The sequence below is a fragment of the Ectothiorhodospira sp. 9100 genome (genome assembly GCF_022227565.1).
Classification (GTDB): domain Bacteria; phylum Pseudomonadota; class Gammaproteobacteria; order Ectothiorhodospirales; family Ectothiorhodospiraceae; genus Ectothiorhodospira; species Ectothiorhodospira marina.
In genome coordinates this window covers 17347-33357 of sequence record NZ_JAJNAN010000035.1, presented here as the reverse complement: position 1 = coordinate 33357, position 16011 = coordinate 17347, and the positions used below count along the sequence as shown (strand labels likewise).

The 16011-nt window shown below is 63.5% G+C and carries 17 protein-coding genes and 2 tRNA genes; 4 read left to right on the top strand and 15 right to left on the bottom strand.

Annotation, left to right across the window (positions count from 1 at the left end):
• The 11 genes from LPW29_RS11075 to LPW29_RS11025 form a co-directional block, all read right to left on the bottom strand.
• Nucleotides 1-830 (bottom strand): chemotaxis protein CheB (locus LPW29_RS11075; RefSeq protein WP_274520330.1); only part of this gene is annotated, 830 nt, incomplete at its 3' end.
• A gap of 90 nt (nt 831-920) precedes the next feature.
• A complete protein-coding gene (locus LPW29_RS11070; protein WP_238628053.1) occupies nt 921-1547 on the bottom strand; it encodes a LysE family translocator in 627 nt (208 codons plus the stop codon).
• 80 nt (nt 1548-1627) lie between these two features.
• Nucleotides 1628-1704 (bottom strand) — tRNA-Met (locus LPW29_RS11065).
• Nucleotides 1705-1750: 46 nt separating this feature from the next.
• Nucleotides 1751-2842 carry a redox-regulated ATPase YchF gene (ychF, locus tag LPW29_RS11060; RefSeq protein ID WP_238628052.1) on the bottom strand — a complete coding sequence of 364 codons (1092 nt, stop codon included), beginning with the start codon at nt 2840-2842 and terminating at the stop codon, nt 1751-1753.
• Nucleotides 2843-2887: 45 nt separating this feature from the next.
• Nucleotides 2888-3472, bottom strand: coding sequence for an aminoacyl-tRNA hydrolase (pth, locus tag LPW29_RS11055; protein ID WP_238628051.1), 585 nt, complete (start codon nt 3470-3472; stop codon nt 2888-2890).
• A gap of 42 nt (nt 3473-3514) precedes the next feature.
• Nucleotides 3515-4153, bottom strand: a complete 639-nt coding sequence (locus tag LPW29_RS11050; RefSeq protein WP_238628050.1) for a 50S ribosomal protein L25/general stress protein Ctc — start codon at nt 4151-4153, stop codon at nt 3515-3517.
• Nucleotides 4154-4250: 97 nt separating this feature from the next.
• Nucleotides 4251-5189, bottom strand: coding sequence for a ribose-phosphate diphosphokinase (locus tag LPW29_RS11045; RefSeq protein ID WP_177169932.1), 939 nt, complete (start codon nt 5187-5189; stop codon nt 4251-4253).
• A gap of 103 nt (nt 5190-5292) precedes the next feature.
• Nucleotides 5293-5367, bottom strand: a tRNA-Gln gene (locus tag LPW29_RS11040).
• Between the two features lie 26 nt (nt 5368-5393).
• On the bottom strand, nt 5394-6248 hold the full coding sequence (ispE, locus tag LPW29_RS11035; RefSeq protein WP_238628049.1) for a 4-(cytidine 5'-diphospho)-2-C-methyl-D-erythritol kinase: 855 nt from the start codon (nt 6246-6248) through the stop codon (nt 5394-5396).
• Nucleotides 6245-6844 (bottom strand): lipoprotein insertase outer membrane protein LolB, encoded by a 600-nt coding sequence (lolB, locus tag LPW29_RS11030; RefSeq protein ID WP_090254297.1) that lies wholly within the window; start codon nt 6842-6844, stop codon nt 6245-6247. The genes ispE and lolB overlap by 4 nt, the downstream gene beginning before the upstream one ends.
• A complete protein-coding gene (locus LPW29_RS11025; protein ID WP_238628048.1) occupies nt 6841-8607 on the bottom strand; it encodes a tetratricopeptide repeat protein in 1767 nt (588 codons plus the stop codon). The genes lolB and LPW29_RS11025 overlap by 4 nt, the downstream gene beginning before the upstream one ends.
• Nucleotides 8608-8960: 353 nt before the next feature.
• On the opposite strand from LPW29_RS11025, the gene hemA reads away from it, so the two are divergent.
• The 4 genes from hemA (at nt 8961) to LPW29_RS11005 (ending at nt 12719) form a co-directional block, all read left to right on the top strand.
• Nucleotides 8961-10244, top strand: coding sequence for a glutamyl-tRNA reductase (gene hemA / locus LPW29_RS11020; RefSeq protein WP_090254381.1), 1284 nt, complete (start codon nt 8961-8963; stop codon nt 10242-10244).
• Nucleotides 10241-11323, top strand: coding sequence for a peptide chain release factor 1 (prfA, locus tag LPW29_RS11015; RefSeq protein WP_238628047.1), 1083 nt, complete (start codon nt 10241-10243; stop codon nt 11321-11323). The genes hemA and prfA overlap by 4 nt, the downstream gene beginning before the upstream one ends.
• A gap of 72 nt (nt 11324-11395) precedes the next feature.
• Nucleotides 11396-12232: a peptide chain release factor N(5)-glutamine methyltransferase gene (prmC, locus tag LPW29_RS11010; RefSeq protein ID WP_238628046.1), complete on the top strand. Its 837-nt coding sequence runs from the start codon at nt 11396-11398 to the stop codon at nt 12230-12232.
• A 67-nt stretch (nt 12233-12299) separates the two neighbouring features.
• On the top strand, nt 12300-12719 hold the full coding sequence (locus LPW29_RS11005; protein WP_238628045.1) for a hypothetical protein: 420 nt from the start codon (nt 12300-12302) through the stop codon (nt 12717-12719).
• A gap of 155 nt (nt 12720-12874) precedes the next feature.
• Here the strand turns inward: LPW29_RS11005 and lipB are convergent, their stop codons facing one another.
• From lipB to LPW29_RS10985, 4 genes are read right to left on the bottom strand one after another with little or no spacing between them, the layout of a single operon-like run.
• A complete protein-coding gene (lipB, locus tag LPW29_RS11000) occupies nt 12875-13564 on the bottom strand; it encodes a lipoyl(octanoyl) transferase LipB (protein WP_338018692.1) in 690 nt (229 codons plus the stop codon).
• A complete protein-coding gene (locus LPW29_RS10995) occupies nt 13561-13839 on the bottom strand; it encodes a YbeD family protein (RefSeq protein WP_238628044.1) in 279 nt (92 codons plus the stop codon). The genes lipB and LPW29_RS10995 overlap by 4 nt, the downstream gene beginning before the upstream one ends.
• Nucleotides 13836-14705: a D-amino acid aminotransferase gene (locus tag LPW29_RS10990; protein ID WP_238628043.1), complete on the bottom strand. Its 870-nt coding sequence runs from the start codon at nt 14703-14705 to the stop codon at nt 13836-13838. Before LPW29_RS10990 ends, LPW29_RS10995 begins: the two co-directional genes overlap by 4 nt.
• A gap of 21 nt (nt 14706-14726) precedes the next feature.
• Nucleotides 14727-15899 (bottom strand): D-alanyl-D-alanine carboxypeptidase family protein, encoded by a 1173-nt coding sequence (locus tag LPW29_RS10985; protein WP_238628042.1) that lies wholly within the window; start codon nt 15897-15899, stop codon nt 14727-14729.
• Between the last annotated feature and the right edge of the window lie 112 nt (nt 15900-16011).

The window sequence follows — 16011 nt, the reverse complement described above, 5'->3', positions numbered from 1 at the left end:
AGTTGATGCAGACCCATGCGCCTTTCGATGCGGCGATAGAGCGTGTTGGTCTTGTAATCGGCAAAGTCGTGACTGGTGCGGGTTCGCAGCAAGATCACGATCTTTTCCAGAGCATGGCGCTGTTCCATATCCTCGCTGCTGATGCGCCGGGTGCCAATCTGGTGCTTCCGGTTCACATAGTCGCTGATCCGCTCACCCATGAGCCGCACGGAGACCACAATGTCAGCCAGGCCGGCGTTGATGACGCTACTGGGCATGCTCGCATACTGAGCCTCTTCGAGAGCCTGGGCCAGGGTCAGCCCTGCCTGGTCCTTGATGGCGCGCATGCCCAGGGTGCCGTCGGAGCCGGTACCTGACAGGATAACGCCAATACTTCGGTCACATTGATCCGCCGCCAGTAAGCGGAAAAAGAAGTCGATGGGCAGCCGGGTGCCACGACGACCGGTGGGTTCCAGCAGGTACAGCACCCCCTTGAGCACCGACAGATCCTTGCCCGGCGGTATGACGTAGATCTGGTTGGGCACCACCGTCATGCCATCTTCCACTTGCACCACCGTCAGCGGCGTCACTCGCTGCAGCAGTTCCGTGAGCATGCCCTTGCGTGTGGGGTCCAGATGCTGGACCACCACCACGGCAAATCCTGGCGATTCAGGCAACCCCCTGAGCAGATCCTCCAGGGCCTCCAGCCCCCCGGCCGAGGCGCCCACACCGACAATGGGAGGTGGTGGGGACGAGGGGGATTGGGGCGGCCCTTGCGGGGCGCTGTCGGGAGCATCCTGGGGGGCATCAGCCTGCGAGGATGGCTCGGACGAATCACCGGGTGAGGTCAAGTAGACGTCTCCTGAGCCGGCCTGCCGGCGTCGATTTTCCCTCATGACTCGCCATCCTACGCCGATGACAACGGGCCAGCCAGGGACTAATCAGCCCAGCAGAGCCCGCACCCCTTCATACAACAGCACGGCGGCCAGAGCCCACAGTACCAGCCCCAGCGCCCGCACCGTCATCACATAGCCCCGTCCTGCCAGCCAGGGGCGGGCCCGCGCAGTCATCAAGGCGATGCCCACCTTGGCGCCGATGAGCAGCGCGTAGAAGGCCGCAATAAAACCCACGGGCGCCCAGGGGCCGGACTCGTACGCGCGGATGATGATGGGGCCACCCACACTGAGCCAGAACAGATAGGGATGCGGGCTGAACATGTTGGCCAGCACCGCCTTTTGCAGCGAGCGCTCCCGGGGCACCACGCCGTCGCCCTGGCAAGCCGGACGAAATCGCAGCGACTCCCACCCCAGCCAGGCCACCACGCCAGCGCCGATGATCGACAACCCTCCCAGCACCTGATCCACATGGGACAGCTGCGCCAGGATGAACAGGGTGAGCAGGATGATGGGCAGATCCGTCAGCAGCGGGGCCAGAGCCACCTTCATGCCGGCACGCAGGCCATGCTGCAGGGGCTCGGAGATCACCAGGGCCAGCAAGGGGCCAGGCGCCACCCCGGCGGACAGGCCGAGCACCATGCCCATCGACAGGACAGCGAGGGTTTCCATCATGGCCAATGGGGCCTCCATAAAAGCAAAAAGCCCGGATACGATCCGGGCTTTTTGCTTCCTGACATGCGTCAGGGTACAGATGGTGGCTACGGGTGGATTCGAACCACCGACCCCCGCATTATGAGTGCGATGCTCTAACCAGCTGAGCTACGTAGCCTTGAGAAGCGCAGGATTTTCGTTGTTTCAGGCGGGCTTGTCAAGGCCTACACATTGAAGCGGAAGTGCACCACGTCGCCTTCCTTCATGATGTATTCCTTACCTTCCAGGCGCCATTTGCCGGCATCCTTGGCGCCCTGCTCACCCTTGCAGGCCACGTAGTCATCGTAGGCAATCACTTCGGCGCGGATGAAGCCCTTCTCGAAGTCCGTGTGGATGGCCCCGGCGGCGCGAGGCGCGGTGGCGCCTCGCTTGACGGTCCAGGCACGCACTTCTTTCACGCCTGCGGTGAAGAAGGTCTGCAGCCCCAGGAGATCGTAGGCACCCCGGATCACCCGATCCAGGCCCGGCTCTTCCAGACCCATCTCGGCGAGGAACTCCACCTTCTCGTCATCGTCCAGCTGGGCGATTTCGGCCTCGATGGCAGCACAGACCGGGATCACCTGAGCCTGTTCGGCTTGAGCCAGTTCACGCACCCGCTCCAGCAGCGGGTTATCGGTGAAACCATCATCGTTGACATTGGCGATGAACATGGCCGGCTTGGCGGTGATCAGTTGCAATTCCTTGAGCAGCGGACGTTCCTCGTCGCTGAGCTCCACGGTGCGTGCAGGACGACCCTCCGCCAGAACGACCTGGACCTTCTCCGCCACGGTCTTGCGGGCAATGGCCTCCTTGTTGCCAGACTTGGCGTTACGCACCAATCGCGTCAGGGCCTTTTCCACCGTATCCAGGTCCGCCAGGGCGAGCTCGGTGTGAATCACCTCGATATCGGAGACCGGGTCCACCCGGCCGGCCACGTGTACCACGTCATCGTTCTCGAAACAGCGCACCACATGGGTAATGGCGTCGGTCTCGCGAATATGGGCCAGAAACTGATTGCCCAGACCCTCCCCTTTGGAGGCACCAGCCACCAGCCCGGCGATATCCACAAACTCCACGGTGGTCGGCAGCACACGCTCGGGCTTGACGATACCCGCCAGCACCTCAAGACGCGGATCGGGCACCGGCACGACACCCACGTTGGGGTCAATGGTGCAGAAGGGATAGTTCTCGGCCTGGATGCCGGCCTTGGTAAGGGCGTTGAACAAGGTGGACTTGCCCACGTTGGGCAGGCCGACAATACCGCATTTGAGGCTCATGGGGTGTCCGGACTCCGGTCTTGAATTCTTGTCTGGGAGATGAGGCTAAGGGCTGGTATGGAGCTGATTCATGGCCTTTTGAACCTCTCCGATGACCACCTGAGGAGTGAGATCCAGAGCCCGTTCAATGCTGTCCTGGATGGCGACATCCTCATCGGGGGCCGGTCGACTGAGGACAAAAGGTACTACGTCATCCCGATGCCCGGGGTGCCCCACGCCCAGCCTGAGACGCAGGAAGTCCTTGCCCAGATGGGCCATGATATGACGCAACCCATTATGGCCACCATGGCCACCGCCGCGCTTGATCCGGGCGGCACCCGGAGGCAGATCGATCTCATCGTGGACCACCAGGATGGCGGCCACGGGAATCCGGTAAAAGTCCGACAACAGGCGAATGGGCTGCCCGCTGTGGTTCATGTAGGCCATGGGCTTGAGCAGCCAGACATCCTGCCCATCGATCGTCACCCGGACCACATCACCGGCAAACCGACTCTCGGAGCGGAACTGCCCACCGTGACGTCGGGCCAGGGCGTCCACAAACCAGAACCCGGCGTTATGCCGGGTTCGGTCATATTTGGGGCCGGGATTGCCCAGCCCCGCGATCAGGCGGATCGTGTCCTGTTCACTCACGGTACGCGTCCATTCCAGATCTCAGCCAACCCCGTGAGCCCATCAGGCCTCGGGGGTTTCCTCGTCACCTTCAGACTCCTCGTCCTCAGCGGCGCTGCCGCCGCGGGTCTTGAGCACGCTCACCACTGGCAGGTCATGATCGGGCCCCTGCGCCAGGGCCGTCAGTGCCACGCCCTGGGGCAGTACCAGCTCCGACAGATGCACGGAGTCGCCCACATTCATCTCGCCCACGTCCACCTCGATGTACTCGGGCAGGTCACGGGGCAAGCATTCCACTTCCACTTCCACGGATTGGTGGCTGAGCATGCCGCCGCCCTTCTTCACGCCCACGCAGGTCTCTTCATTGAGGAAGTGCAGGGGCACGTGCACACGCACAGCCTCGTTTTCACTCACACGCTGCAGGTCCATGTGCACCAGGAAGGGCTTGTAGGGGTGACGCTGCAGATCACGCACGATGGCCTTCTCCAGGCGACCATCGATCGTCACATTGAGGATATGGGAATAAAAGGCTTCATGCTCCTGACACAGCCAGACTGCGCTGTGGTCCAGCGTGATGCTCATGGGTTCCTTGCCCGCACCATAGATAATGGCGGGCAGTCGGCCGGCCCGGCGCAGGCGGCGGCTCGCACCCTTGCCCCGCTCCGTACGCGACTCTGCTTGCAGTTCAAAATCCACACTCATGTCTGACTCTCCGACTTACAAAAGAAACCCCTCCCGCGACCAGGAGGGGCGATGGGGCCAGGAGGGGGGCCTCCCGGCCAAAATGGGTTCCATACCGTCAGTCGACGAACAGCGAGCTGACCGACTCCTCGCGATTGATGCGGCGGATGGTCTCGGCCAGCATGCCGGCCACGCTGAGTTGCTTGATGCGATCGCAGGCCTGGGCCTCGGGGCGCAACGGCAGGGTGTCGGTGACCACCAACTCATCCAGCTCAGAGTTGCTGATGTTCTCAATGGCGGGGCCCGAAAGGACCGGGTGCGTGGCATAGGCCATGACCTTGGCGGCACCGTGCTCCTTCAGGGCCTTGGCGGCCTGGCACAGGGTGCCGGCGGTATCCACCAGGTCATCGATGATAATGCAGGTCTTGTCCTGCACATCGCCGATGATATGCATCACCTGAGACTCATTCGCCTTGGGCCGGCGTTTGTCGATGATGGCCAGTTCGGCGTCATCCAGGCGCTTGGCCAGGGCCCGGGCACGGACCACACCGCCCACATCCGGCGAGACCACCAGCAGGTTCGGGATCTTCTGACGCCAGATATGCCCCAGCAGGATGGGCGAGGCGTAGACATTGTCCACCGGTACGTTGAAGAAACCCTGCACCTGATCGGCGTGTACGTCCACGGTCAGCACCCGGTCGGCACCCACCGCCTCGAGCATGTTGGCCACCACCTTGGCAGAGATGGGCACACGGGCGGAGCGCACACGGCGGTCCTGGCGGGAGTAGCCAAAATAGGGAATCACCGTGGTGATGCGGCCAGCCGAAGCCCGGCGCAAGGCATCCACCATGATGAGCAGTTCCATGAGGTTGTCATTGGTGGGGGCGCCGGTGGACTGGATGATGAAGACATCCCGCCCTCGGACGTTCTCCAATAGTTCCACCTGCACCTCGCCATCGCTGAAGCGACCGACGACCGCCTTGCCCAGAGGCAGATTGAGGTGATTAACGACACTCTGCGCCAGGTTGGGAGTGGCATTCCCGGCGAAGATCATCATTTTGGTTTTTTCGACCACTGTGGATCTAGGGAGCATAATTTTAGGGAACCCTAAAAACACCAAATCCCCTGCACCGGATGGGCGCAGGGGACTCGACGATGGTTGGCTGGGCCGGCAGGATTCGAACCTGCGAATGCCGGGATCAAAACCCGGTGCCTTACCACTTGGCGACGGCCCAAGAAAACTTTCAGCGAGAGTCGGAACTCATGCGCGATCCATGCGATCCTGCAGTGCGGAGCGATTATGGCCCTGGGCTACAAAACCCTGCCAAGCCGCTGGCAGCCGACCCAGAGCATCCCGGGCAGCGTCTTCCTCCGCAAAGGCGGCAAAGACGCAACTACCGGTTCCGGTCATCCGTGGCTGAACCCCTTGCTGCTCAAGCCAGACAAGCGCCTCGGCCACTGCCGGATAGTGCTTGCACACGATGGGCTCACACACGTTTCCAGCCCGCCCCGCAGTAAAGTCGGCTATTGTGATGAGTTCGCAGTTTCGTGTCAATCCAGGGTCGCCGAACACAGCCCCGGTGGATACATGCACACCCGGATGGATCACCAGATACCAGGACTCAGGGAGATCAATGGGCTCGAAACACTCCCCCACCCCTTCGGCCCAGGCCGCCCGCCCATGCACAAAGATGGGCACATCAGCCCCCAGGGTCAGCCCCAGTTCGGCCAGATCTTCAAGGCTCAACCCGGTACCCCACAGGTGATTGAGGGCCACCAGCGTGGTCGCGGCATCCGAACTGCCGCCACCCAGCCCCCCGCCCATGGGCAGGACCTTGCGCACACGGATCAGGGTGCCGTCGCCATACCCCGTGGCCTGCTTGAGGCGGCGCGCCGCCCGGACCGTCAGGTCATCCTCGGGCGCCACATCCTCCAGCGCGTGGGCGGGGCGCACCTCATTGCCAGGAAGTGGCTCAAAGTCCAGCACATCACCATGGGAGAGAAACTGAAACACCGTTTGCAGTGCGTGATAACCATCCGGGCGGCGGCCGGTGATGTGCAGGAACAGATTGAGCTTGGCTGGCGCGGGCCAGCCCTTCCAGGCATCCAGATTCATGGGTTCATCTGCCAGTCGTCCATCAGTACGCGGACGCGTATGTCGTCGAATTCCAGGGTCATGCGATCGGGGAGCGGCGGACGGTGCTCATCGCTGTAGCGTTGATAGCGCACGGTCCATCCCGATTGCACCAGTTGCTCGGGCCGACCGGCCGGATCCAGTGCATAGGCCTCAAGTTCCGCCCTGGGCGCCGGGATCCCCAGCACCCAGTAGCGCAGACCCTTCACCGGTAACCGCCAGCCCAGGGTATCGTACACCAGTTGATCGGCATCCCGGGCATGGTGCTCCCGCCCCTCGCCGTCGGTGAGGATCACACCGGAGGCATCCCCACGCAGGCGGGCGGCATGGCGACCAAAGGGTCCGTAGATCTGGATATCGTAGGCCTCGCCTGTCTGCCGCCAGCGCAGATTGGCATTCCAGCGCTCCTCGTCCACGGCCACGGCTACGCGCCCGCCAAGCACCCAGTCGTCCCGCACGGACAAGACTTCCATCCGCTGCTGCCAGGTGCGCTCCGCATCCTCCACCGGGGCGGGCGGACGCACGGCGCAGGCAGCGAGCAGAGCCGCCGCCAGGCACACGATCATGAGTCGCATCATGGGTTCAGTTTTTCCTTGAGCCGGAGCAGACGCTCATGATCGGGATCCCGCTCCAGGGCGGTCTCGAGAATGTCCAGAGCCTCCTCGCGCGCACCTCGATCCCAGAGCACCTGGGCCAGGTTGCTGGCGATCTCGCCATCCTGCATCTTTTCATAGGCGCGCCGGAGGTGGCTTTCCGCCTCGCCCAAGCGGCCCAGGCGGTACAGCACCCAGCCCATGCTATCGATCACGGCAGCATCCTCGGGGCGCTGTTCCAAGGCCCGACGAATGTAATCAAAGGCCTCGTCAAGGCGATCGGTGCGATCAGCCAGGGTGTACCCCAGGGCATTCAGGGCAGCAAAGTTTTCCGGATCCCGCGCAAGGATGCGACCCAGATCATCCTCCAGTTGAGCGATCCTGCCCAGACGTTCGGCCATCAGGGCCCGCGCATAGAGCAGATCCGGATGGCCGGGATGCGCGGCCAGGGCCTCATCCAGCAGCATCATGCCCGCCCGGTAGTCCCGGGCATCACGCAGCAGCTGGGCCTCCGCAAGATAGGTTTCCACCTGCACATGCGGTTCGTCACTGGCCTCGCGCAGCCGGGCCAGGCCCTCCCGGGCCTGGTTGATCTGGCCCAGCTCCCCTTGCAGGCGGGCAGCCCGGAGCACGGACTCCTGACGATAATCCCCCCGGTCCACCTCCTCATAGAAGTCCACGGCACGCTGCGTGTCACCGGTGAGTTCGGCGATGCGCGCCAAGTAGTAGCGCGCGTCACCCGACCGCTGACCGGTCCTGAGCACCTGCTCCAGATACCCCTCGGCGTCATCGTACCGCTCCATCTCGATATTGATCAGCCCCAGGGTATAGAGCATGTCGGCATCGTCTCCGCGCTCGGACACCACCGCCTCGAACTGGGCCCTGGCATCGGCAAAACGCGCTTCCTGCAACAACAGCCGACCGTAATTGACGCGCAGATCCAGATCATCGGGATAGCGCCGCACCAACTCATCCATGGCCTGCAGGGAGGCGGCCCGGTCGCCGGTGTGCTGAATGGCGCGCGCCCTGAGCACATTGGCCTCACGCAGATCAGGGGCAAGGCGCAGGGCTCGCTCCGTGGCGGTGACCGCCACATGGGGTTGATCCTGCTGGAGCGCCAACCTGCCCAGCGCCAGGTGCGCCTCGGGATCCTCGGCGCGCCCAGCGACCACCTGCTCCATGGCGTTGACCGCCGCCGCCCCATTCTGGGCGCGGGAAAGGACGTTCACCAGCAACCCCAGGCCATCCCCCTCCACGGCGTCCATACGCTCGAGCACCCATTCCAGGTGGGGTACGGCCGCCTCCGGCTGATCGTCATTCACCAGCATGGCGGCGAGTACCTGGCGGGCCTCCAGGTTGTTGTCGTCCAACGCCACCCAGCGCTGAGCCGCCGGCAGGACTTTATCCGGGTCACCGGAGAACAGGGCTATCCGGGTGGCCCGCTCGGCCACATCCGGATCATCACTTCGCCCGGCCGCGCGCAAGTAATGATCAAGGGAGACTTGCAGTTCGCCCATATGACCGGCAATCTCCCCCACCAGCAGTTCGTAGATGAGATCCGCCTGACCATTGTCTTCCGGCGCCCCCATCCGCAGATCAGGATCGGGATAGGCATCCGGTTCGTGTCCGCCGCCCTCCCGGGCCAGGCCGGCACAGGCGGTAAGCAGACTGGCCGCGAGAACAGCGCCGGCCAGAACGACGGCGGCGCGAGCGGGGAACGATGCAAAAGACGTGGCGGAAGGCTTCATCAGGGGACGGGAACCCAACTTGTCGAAATGAGCAGAACACCAGACCGGATCGCTTCTTGCAACCCGTCGGCACGAATACCCACAAGGGGGGCGCGCCAAAGGTCCCGGACAGTGTAAACTCAACTGGACAGCGCCCGGGCGCCCACTGTGTCAGATTGAGGAAACAGACTCACGGAATCCGTCGGCTCGTATCCCTTTGGCACCATAATATGACCGATAAGTTCCCGGGCTCTTGGCCGCCACCCGTAGGATCAAGAGTTTTCCGTGCGGACTCAAAGGGTTAAAACCGGGGTAAACTTGTCATGACTTCAATGCTGGCGCAAAATACGCTATTCACCAGGTCCTCACGTGCGATGCTTTTTACTCTCGGAGTCAATCACAAATCCGCCCCCGTCGGGATTCGCGAACGGGTCGTCTTCTCTCCAGAGCGCATGGAGGAAGCCCTTAACGGGCTGACCCAATCCACGCCGGTGGAAGAGGCGGCCATCCTGTCCACCTGCAATCGCACGGAAATCTATTTCCGCTCCGAGGCCCACCAGCCCGCCGACCGGGTCCTGCACTGGCTGGGAGAATTTCACCGCCTCAAGCCCAGCGAGATCCAGCCCTATATCTACCGCCATCACGATGATGATGCCGTGCGTCACCTGCTGCGCGTGGCCTGCGGCCTGGACTCCCTGGTACTGGGCGAACCCCAGATCCTGGGCCAGCTCAAGGGCGCCTACCAGAACGCCAACACTTCCGGCACCCTGGGTCGCCAGCTGGGCCGGCTGTTCCAGCATGCCTTCTCCGTGGCGAAGAATGTGCGCACCTCCACCGCCATTGGCTCCAGCCCCGTCTCGGTGGCCTTTGCCGCGGTCTCTCTGGCCAAACAGATCTGGGGCGACATGAAGCCCCTCACCGCGCTGATGATCGGTGCCGGCGAAACCGTTGAATTGGCCGCCCGTCACCTGAGCACCAACGAGATCGGGCGCATTATCGTCGCCAACCGTACGGTGGAACGCGCCAAGCCCCTGGCGGATCAGTTCAACGCCGAGGTGATCACCCTGCAGGAGATTCCCAATCGCCTGGCCGAGGCCGACATCCTGATCTCCTCCACCGCCAGCCCGCTGCCCATCCTGGGCAAGGGCGCCGTGGAACGGGCCCTGAAGGTACGCAAGCATCGGCCCATGTTCATGGTGGACATCGCCGTACCCCGGGACATCGAACCGGAAGTGGGCAAACTGGACGATGTGTACCTGTATACGGTGGATGACCTGGAGGAGGTGATCCAGGAGAACCTGCAGTCCCGCCGCGAGGCGGCCCGCCAAGCTGAGGAGATCATCGAATCCCAGGTGGATTCGTTCATGGGCTGGTTGCGGGCCCAGGACGCGGTGAGCACCATCTGCGCCTTCCGCGACAAGGCCCACAGCATGCAGGTGGAGGTGCTGGACAAGTCCCTGCAAATGGTGGCTGCGGGCAAATCCCCGGAGGAGGCTCTGGGCTTTCTTGCCCACACCCTCACCAACAAGTTCCTGCACGAACCCTGCGACAGCATGAACCAGGCGGCCCGGGACGGAAAACTGGAACTCATCGACGCGGCGCATGCCCTGTTCAAGCTGCCTGAAACCGACACCAGTGGTCACAAGATCAATTCGTGAAAGACTCCATTCGCCGCAAGCTGGAAGACACTGCCGAGCGATTTGAAGAGCTGGGCGGCCTGCTCTCCGACCCGGATGTCATCGGCGACCAGGACCGCTTTCGCCAGTACTCGGTCGAATACAGCCAGTTGGAACCGGTGGTGGCGGCCTGGAACGAGTACGCTCAGGCAGGCAACGACCTGGAAGCCGCCCGCGAAATGGCCCGTGATCCGGACCCGGAGCTGCGTGCCATGGCCGAGGATGAGGTGGATGCCACCCAGGTCCGCCTGACGGATCTGGAGCACAACCTTCAGCGCCACCTGATCCCCCGCGATCCCCACGACGACAGCAACACCTTTCTGGAAATCCGCGCCGGCACCGGCGGGGATGAGGCCGCCATCTTTGCCGGCGATCTGTTCCGCATGTATTCCCGCTACGCCGAGACACACGGCTGGCAGATGGAAATCATCTCGGAAAGCGAGGGTGAGCATGGCGGTTTCAAGGAGATCATCGCCCGGGTGACTGGGCGGGGCGTGTATGCGCGCCTCAAGTTCGAATCCGGGGCCCATCGGGTGCAGCGGGTGCCCGACACCGAATCCCAGGGCCGCATCCACACCTCGGCGGCCACCGTGGTGATCATGCCCGAACCCGACGAGATGGAGATCCCCGAAATCAATCCCGCCGACCTGCGGGTGGATACCTATCGGGCCAGTGGTGCCGGCGGGCAGCATGTGAACCGGACCGACTCCGCCGTGCGCCTCACCCACCTCCCCACGGGCCTGGTGGTGGAATGTCAGGAAGAGCGCTCACAGCACAAGAACCGGGCCAAGGCCATGAGTTACCTGGCTGCCCGACTTCTGGAAATGGAGGAGACCCGACGCCACTCGGAGCAGTCCGCCACCCGCAAGTCTCTGGTAGGTAGTGGCGACCGTTCCGAGCGCATCCGCACCTATAATTTCCCTCAGGGTCGAGTGACCGACCATCGCATCAATCTCACCCTGTACAAGCTGGAAAATATCATGGCGGGTGATCTGGACCCGGTGATTGACCCCCTGGTCAATGAACATCAGGCCGACCAACTCGCCGCCCTGGGCGACTGAGACAGGCCTCGCTCCTCCCGCGCGAAGCGGCCCGCCCATGCTGTGGACACGCCCCCAGCCACACGACCTCACATGACATTGACCGTTTCCGATCTCATTACCGAGGCCTTTCAGGGCCTGCAAGGCCTGGACACCCCCCGACTGGAGGCCCAGTTGCTGGTGGCCCAGGCACTGGGTCGGGATCGGGCCTGGCTGTTCGCCCATGGCACAGACCCCGTGGGGGACGACACGGCCCGGCAAGTGCGCCAATGGGTGGCCCGGCGATCGGCAGGGGAACCCATGGCCTATGTACTGGGCCGCCGCGAGTTCTGGTCGCTGGACTTGCAGGTGAGCCCCCAGGTACTGATCCCACGCCCGGACACGGAGATCCTGGTAGAGGCGGTCCTCAACCATCTGGCCAGGGACAGCGACGCTGCCATCGTGGACCTGGGTACCGGCTCCGGCGCCATCGCCCTGGCCCTGACCACCGAGCGCCCGCAGGCACGCATCTCTGCCACTGACCGCTCCACCGTGGCCCTGGCGATAGCCCGCGACAATGCCCGCCACCTGGGCCTGCAGTCGCGGATCCGGTGGCTTGAGGGAAGCTGGTATACCCCACTGGGAGATGCATGCTTTGACATGATCGTCAGCAACCCCCCCTATGTGGCCGAAGCTGACCCGCATCTGGCCCGACTGGATCACGAGCCCCGGGAGGCCCTGGTGTCAGGCGCCGATGGCCTGGATGATCTGCGCCAGATCGTGGCCGATGCGCCGGGGCATCTATTACCTGGTGGCTGGCTGCTGGTCGAGCACGGTTGGGATCAGGGGGGGGCGGTTCAGGCACTGTTCCAGGCAGCGGGCTTTTCCCGGATCGAGACGCTCAAGGATCTGGCCGGGTGTGACCGGTTGACCCAAGGCTGCCTGAACTGACTCCCCTTGCAGGAGATCCTGCACTTTTTGTCTTGCATATTCCGGGCAGGCCGCTAGCATTGGCCCCATGAAATCCGCAGACGACACATACATCCGCCACCGGGAACTGGTGTTCCGGGGCCCGCAGAAAGAACAGGACCAACTGGAGGCCGCCTGGCTGATGTTGCGGGACGAGGTCCCCGCCATCCGTGAGGTGCACCGCGATGGCGACAAGAAACTCCAGGTCACCTACGACATCCGCGAGCTCACCTACGCAGAACTGGAGCAGGCCCTGACCGAGGTCGGCTTCCATATGGACAACAGTCTGTTATCGAAGCTGCGTCGGGCCCTGTACAACTATGGTGAGGACACCATTCGCGACAACCTGGGCCTGGTGAAGGACGAGAGCATCAGTGGTGTGGCGCAACGGGTGTTCGTGAATCAGTACCGGCAGCAGTCCCATGGCTGCCGGGATCATCGGCCCCGGCATTGGCGGGAGTATCTGTAGCAGGACGGCTTCGTTACCCCCTCACCCCCCCCTCTCCCCAAGGGGAGAGGGGCTCTGAAATCGGATTACCCCAAGGGCAGCCGCGAGGAGAGAAGGGCTCTGAAATCGGATTACCCCAAGGGCAGCCGCGAGGGGAGAAGGGCTCTGGAACGGGATTACCCAGATGCTCCCCCTTCTCCCCTCCGGGGAGAAGGGTCGGGGATGAGGGGCGCGGCGGGCACCCACTCAATGCTGCGCCCCAAGGCATTCGCCAGACAGCGCGTCACCCCCTCCGCTGCCTGCCCCCAACTCACATCCAAGCCCAAGCGCTCCAGCGACGTGGTCGCCAGCCCCTGATAACCACAGGGGTTGATGCGCGCAAAGGCGCCCAGGTCCGGATTCACATTGAGGGCCAGCCCGTGATAGCTGCCGCCACGACGCACCCGCAGCCCCAGGGCGGCGATCTTGCCCCCCCCCACATACACCCCAGGGGCGTCCGCACGGGCCTGGGCCGGAATACCCAATCCCGCCAGATAATCGATGACGGTCCGCTCCAGGGCCGTGACCAGGGCACGCACCCCCATACCCTGGCGACGCACATCCAGCAGCAGATAGATCACCACCTGACCCGGACCGTGATAGGTCACCTGCCCACCCCGGTCCACCGGGATCACGGGAATAGGACCAGCATCCAGCACATGCTCGCGCTTGCCGTTCATGCCCAGGGTAAACACCGGCGGATGCTCCACCTGCCAGATCTCGTCCGCCGTGTCGTCGCCACGACCGGCGGTGAAATCCTGCATGGCCCGCCACACCGGCTCGTAGTCGCGCCGGCCCAGCGAATACACGCGAATGGGGGGGGTCACAGGGCCATGGTCACCAGTTCGCAGGCGGTCAGATCCTGGTAGAGCCCATCCATATGTTCACGGCTCCGGGCTTGAACCACCACGGTAATGGCTACATAGCGCCCATTGCGTGAAGGCCGGGACGAGAAGGCCTGACCGGAGACCTCAGGTACGTGACGGCGCACGATGGCCTCCACTCGCTCATGGAATTCTGGTACGGAAGCGCCCATCACCTTCACGGGGAATTCACACGGAAAGGCCTTATCCAGCAGTGGGGTCTCGAGGGAATCGCTCATGGGGCCTCCTGACGCAGATGGGCCTTGTAGTCCTGATACAGCGCGTGAACACGCTGCCACACGGGGCCCGGTTGACCGTGCCCCACCCTCCGACCGTCGAGACGGGTGACCGGCAGGATTTCGCGGGTGGAGCTGGTCAGCCAGATCTCCTCGGCTCCCTGGAGGCTGTCCTCGGGGATACGCGTCTCCATGACCGGCAGGCCGTTGGCCTCGGCCAGTTCCACCACCAGATCCCGGGTGATCCCCCCCAGCAGGGAGTGATCCTTGGGCGGCGTGACGATCACCCCATCGGCCACCAGAAACAGGTTGCTGGCGGCACCTTCGGTCGCCAGGCCATTGCGCACCAGGATGGCCTCCGTGGCGCCGCTGTCCACGGCCTCCTGTCGGGCCAACACATTGGCCAGCAGCGTAATGGCCTTGATGTCGCAGCGGGCCCAGCGGTGATCGGGGATGACCACGGCAGCCACGCCCTGGGCCAGCACCTGATCACCGAGCGGTCGAATGGGGTTCACCATGGCCATGACCGTGGGGGTGATGACTTCCGGAAAGGCATGTTCCCGGGGGGCCACGCCCCGGGTGACCTGCACATAGATGCTGCGATCGCCGCCAGGATTATGGCTCAGCAGCTCATCGAAGAGGGCCGTCCAACCCTGCCGGGACAAAGGGTCAGGAATGCGGGTCTCTGCCAGGCTGTGAGCCAGTCGGTCCAGATGTTCTGCCAGACGCAGGGGGCGACCGCCAAACACCGGAATGACCTCGTACACGCCGTCGCCGAACAGAAAGCCCCGGTCCAGCACCGACACCCGCGCCCCCTCTTCCGGCAAGAACTCGCCGTTGAGATAGATGATCTTACTCTCGGACATCATGGCTCCCGTTCACTCGCCCGTTCAATAACGCACCCACAGCCAGGCGCCATCCACCAGCCGGCGGACCAGCCCCCCCTCTTCCACGCCCTCTAGGGCCACCAGCGGACGGTTCGCGACAACCTCGTCCCCCAGCATCAGACTCAACTCACCATGGCTGGCGCCTTGCTGAATGGGAGCTTGCAGCAATGGATCCAATTCCGTCTGGGCCTCCATCTGCTCATAACTGCCCCGGGGGATGCTCACATAGAATGGTTCGGTCAGCCCCAGGGGCACAGCCTTGCTCTCCCCCTTCCACACCCGGGCCTCAGTCAGGGGCTCTCCCGCCTCATAGACACGATGTGTTTCAAACTGCCGGAAGGCCCAGTTGTAGAGGGCCTGAGACTCATTGGCCCGCATACGCCCTCCCTGTTCGTGGCTGGAGGCCTCAATGCCCATCACGGCCACCACCAGGCGCATCCCTTCACGCTTGGCGGAAGACACCAGGTTGTAGCCGGCCGAACGGGTCCAGCCGGTCTTGCCACCATCCACCGAGTCATCCCGCCACAGAAGCAGGTTGCGGTTGGACTGACTGATACCGTTATAGGTGAAACTGCGCTCGGCGTAGTAGTCGTAGTACTCGGGGAAATCATTCACCAGGGCCTGCATCAGCCGCGAGATGTCTCTCGCCGAGGTGTACTGATCCGCCTCAGTGGGCAAGCCGTGACTGTTCTGAAAGCGGGTATCATGCATGCCCAGCGCCCGGGCCTGAGCGTTCATCAGATCCACAAAGGCCCCCTCGGTACCTGCCACCCGCTCGGCCAGCGCCACGCAGGCATCATTGCCCGACTGGATGATCATGCCGCGCAGCAACTCTTCCACCGTGACCCGCGTACCCACCTCGATGAACATCCGCGAGGCGCCGCTCATTCCGGTGCGCCAGGCCCGTTCACTGACCTCCACCTCCTCGTTCAGGCTGAGCTTGCCCTCCTGCAGTTCGCGAAAGATCGTGTAGGCCGTCATGAGCTTGGTCAGGCTGGCGGGCTCCACACGCTGTTCGCCCTCCCGCTCGGCGAGGATCGCGCCACTTTGGGCATCCATCACCACGTAGTTGCGCGCATTGAGATCCGAGGGGGGCGACACCCTGAGGGTACTCCCCAGAGCCACCCCGGGCAGCAGGGCAAACAACAGCAAAAAGAGGCTTAATCTCTGGATCATGGTTCTTCAAATACCTGAAAGGTTCGATTCGGAACTGGACGGAATGAGGCTATCATACATGTCGACGGTGGCGTTCGGACACACGCCAAGGCCCACAGCGAGAGTTCTCGTG

Coding starts and splice junctions, on each gene's coding strand:
- LPW29_RS11005 (WP_238628045.1), top strand. CDS start 12,300: ATGAAATCCGCAGACGACACATACATCCGCCACCGGGAACTGGTGTTC.
- LPW29_RS11070 (WP_238628053.1), bottom strand. CDS start 1,547: ATGATGGAAACCCTCGCTGTCCTGTCGATGGGCATGGTGCTCGGCCTG.
- LPW29_RS10995 (WP_238628044.1), bottom strand. CDS start 13,839: ATGAGCGATTCCCTCGAGACCCCACTGCTGGATAAGGCCTTTCCGTGT.
- ispE (WP_238628049.1), bottom strand. CDS start 6,248: ATGAATCTGGATGCCTGGAAGGGCTGGCCCGCGCCAGCCAAGCTCAAT.
- LPW29_RS10985 (WP_238628042.1), bottom strand. CDS start 15,899: ATGATCCAGAGATTAAGCCTCTTTTTGCTGTTGTTTGCCCTGCTGCCC.
- LPW29_RS11045 (WP_177169932.1), bottom strand. CDS start 5,189: ATGATGATCTTCGCCGGGAATGCCACTCCCAACCTGGCGCAGAGTGTC.
- hemA (WP_090254381.1), top strand. CDS start 8,961: ATGCTTTTTACTCTCGGAGTCAATCACAAATCCGCCCCCGTCGGGATT.
- ychF (WP_238628052.1), bottom strand. CDS start 2,842: ATGAGCCTCAAATGCGGTATTGTCGGCCTGCCCAACGTGGGCAAGTCC.
- LPW29_RS10990 (WP_238628043.1), bottom strand. CDS start 14,705: ATGATGTCCGAGAGTAAGATCATCTATCTCAACGGCGAGTTCTTGCCG.
- prmC (WP_238628046.1), top strand. CDS start 11,396: ATGACATTGACCGTTTCCGATCTCATTACCGAGGCCTTTCAGGGCCTG.
- lolB (WP_090254297.1), bottom strand. CDS start 6,844: ATGATGCGACTCATGATCGTGTGCCTGGCGGCGGCTCTGCTCGCTGCC.
- LPW29_RS11025 (WP_238628048.1), bottom strand. CDS start 8,607: ATGAAGCCTTCCGCCACGTCTTTTGCATCGTTCCCCGCTCGCGCCGCC.
- LPW29_RS11050 (WP_238628050.1), bottom strand. CDS start 4,153: ATGAGTGTGGATTTTGAACTGCAAGCAGAGTCGCGTACGGAGCGGGGC.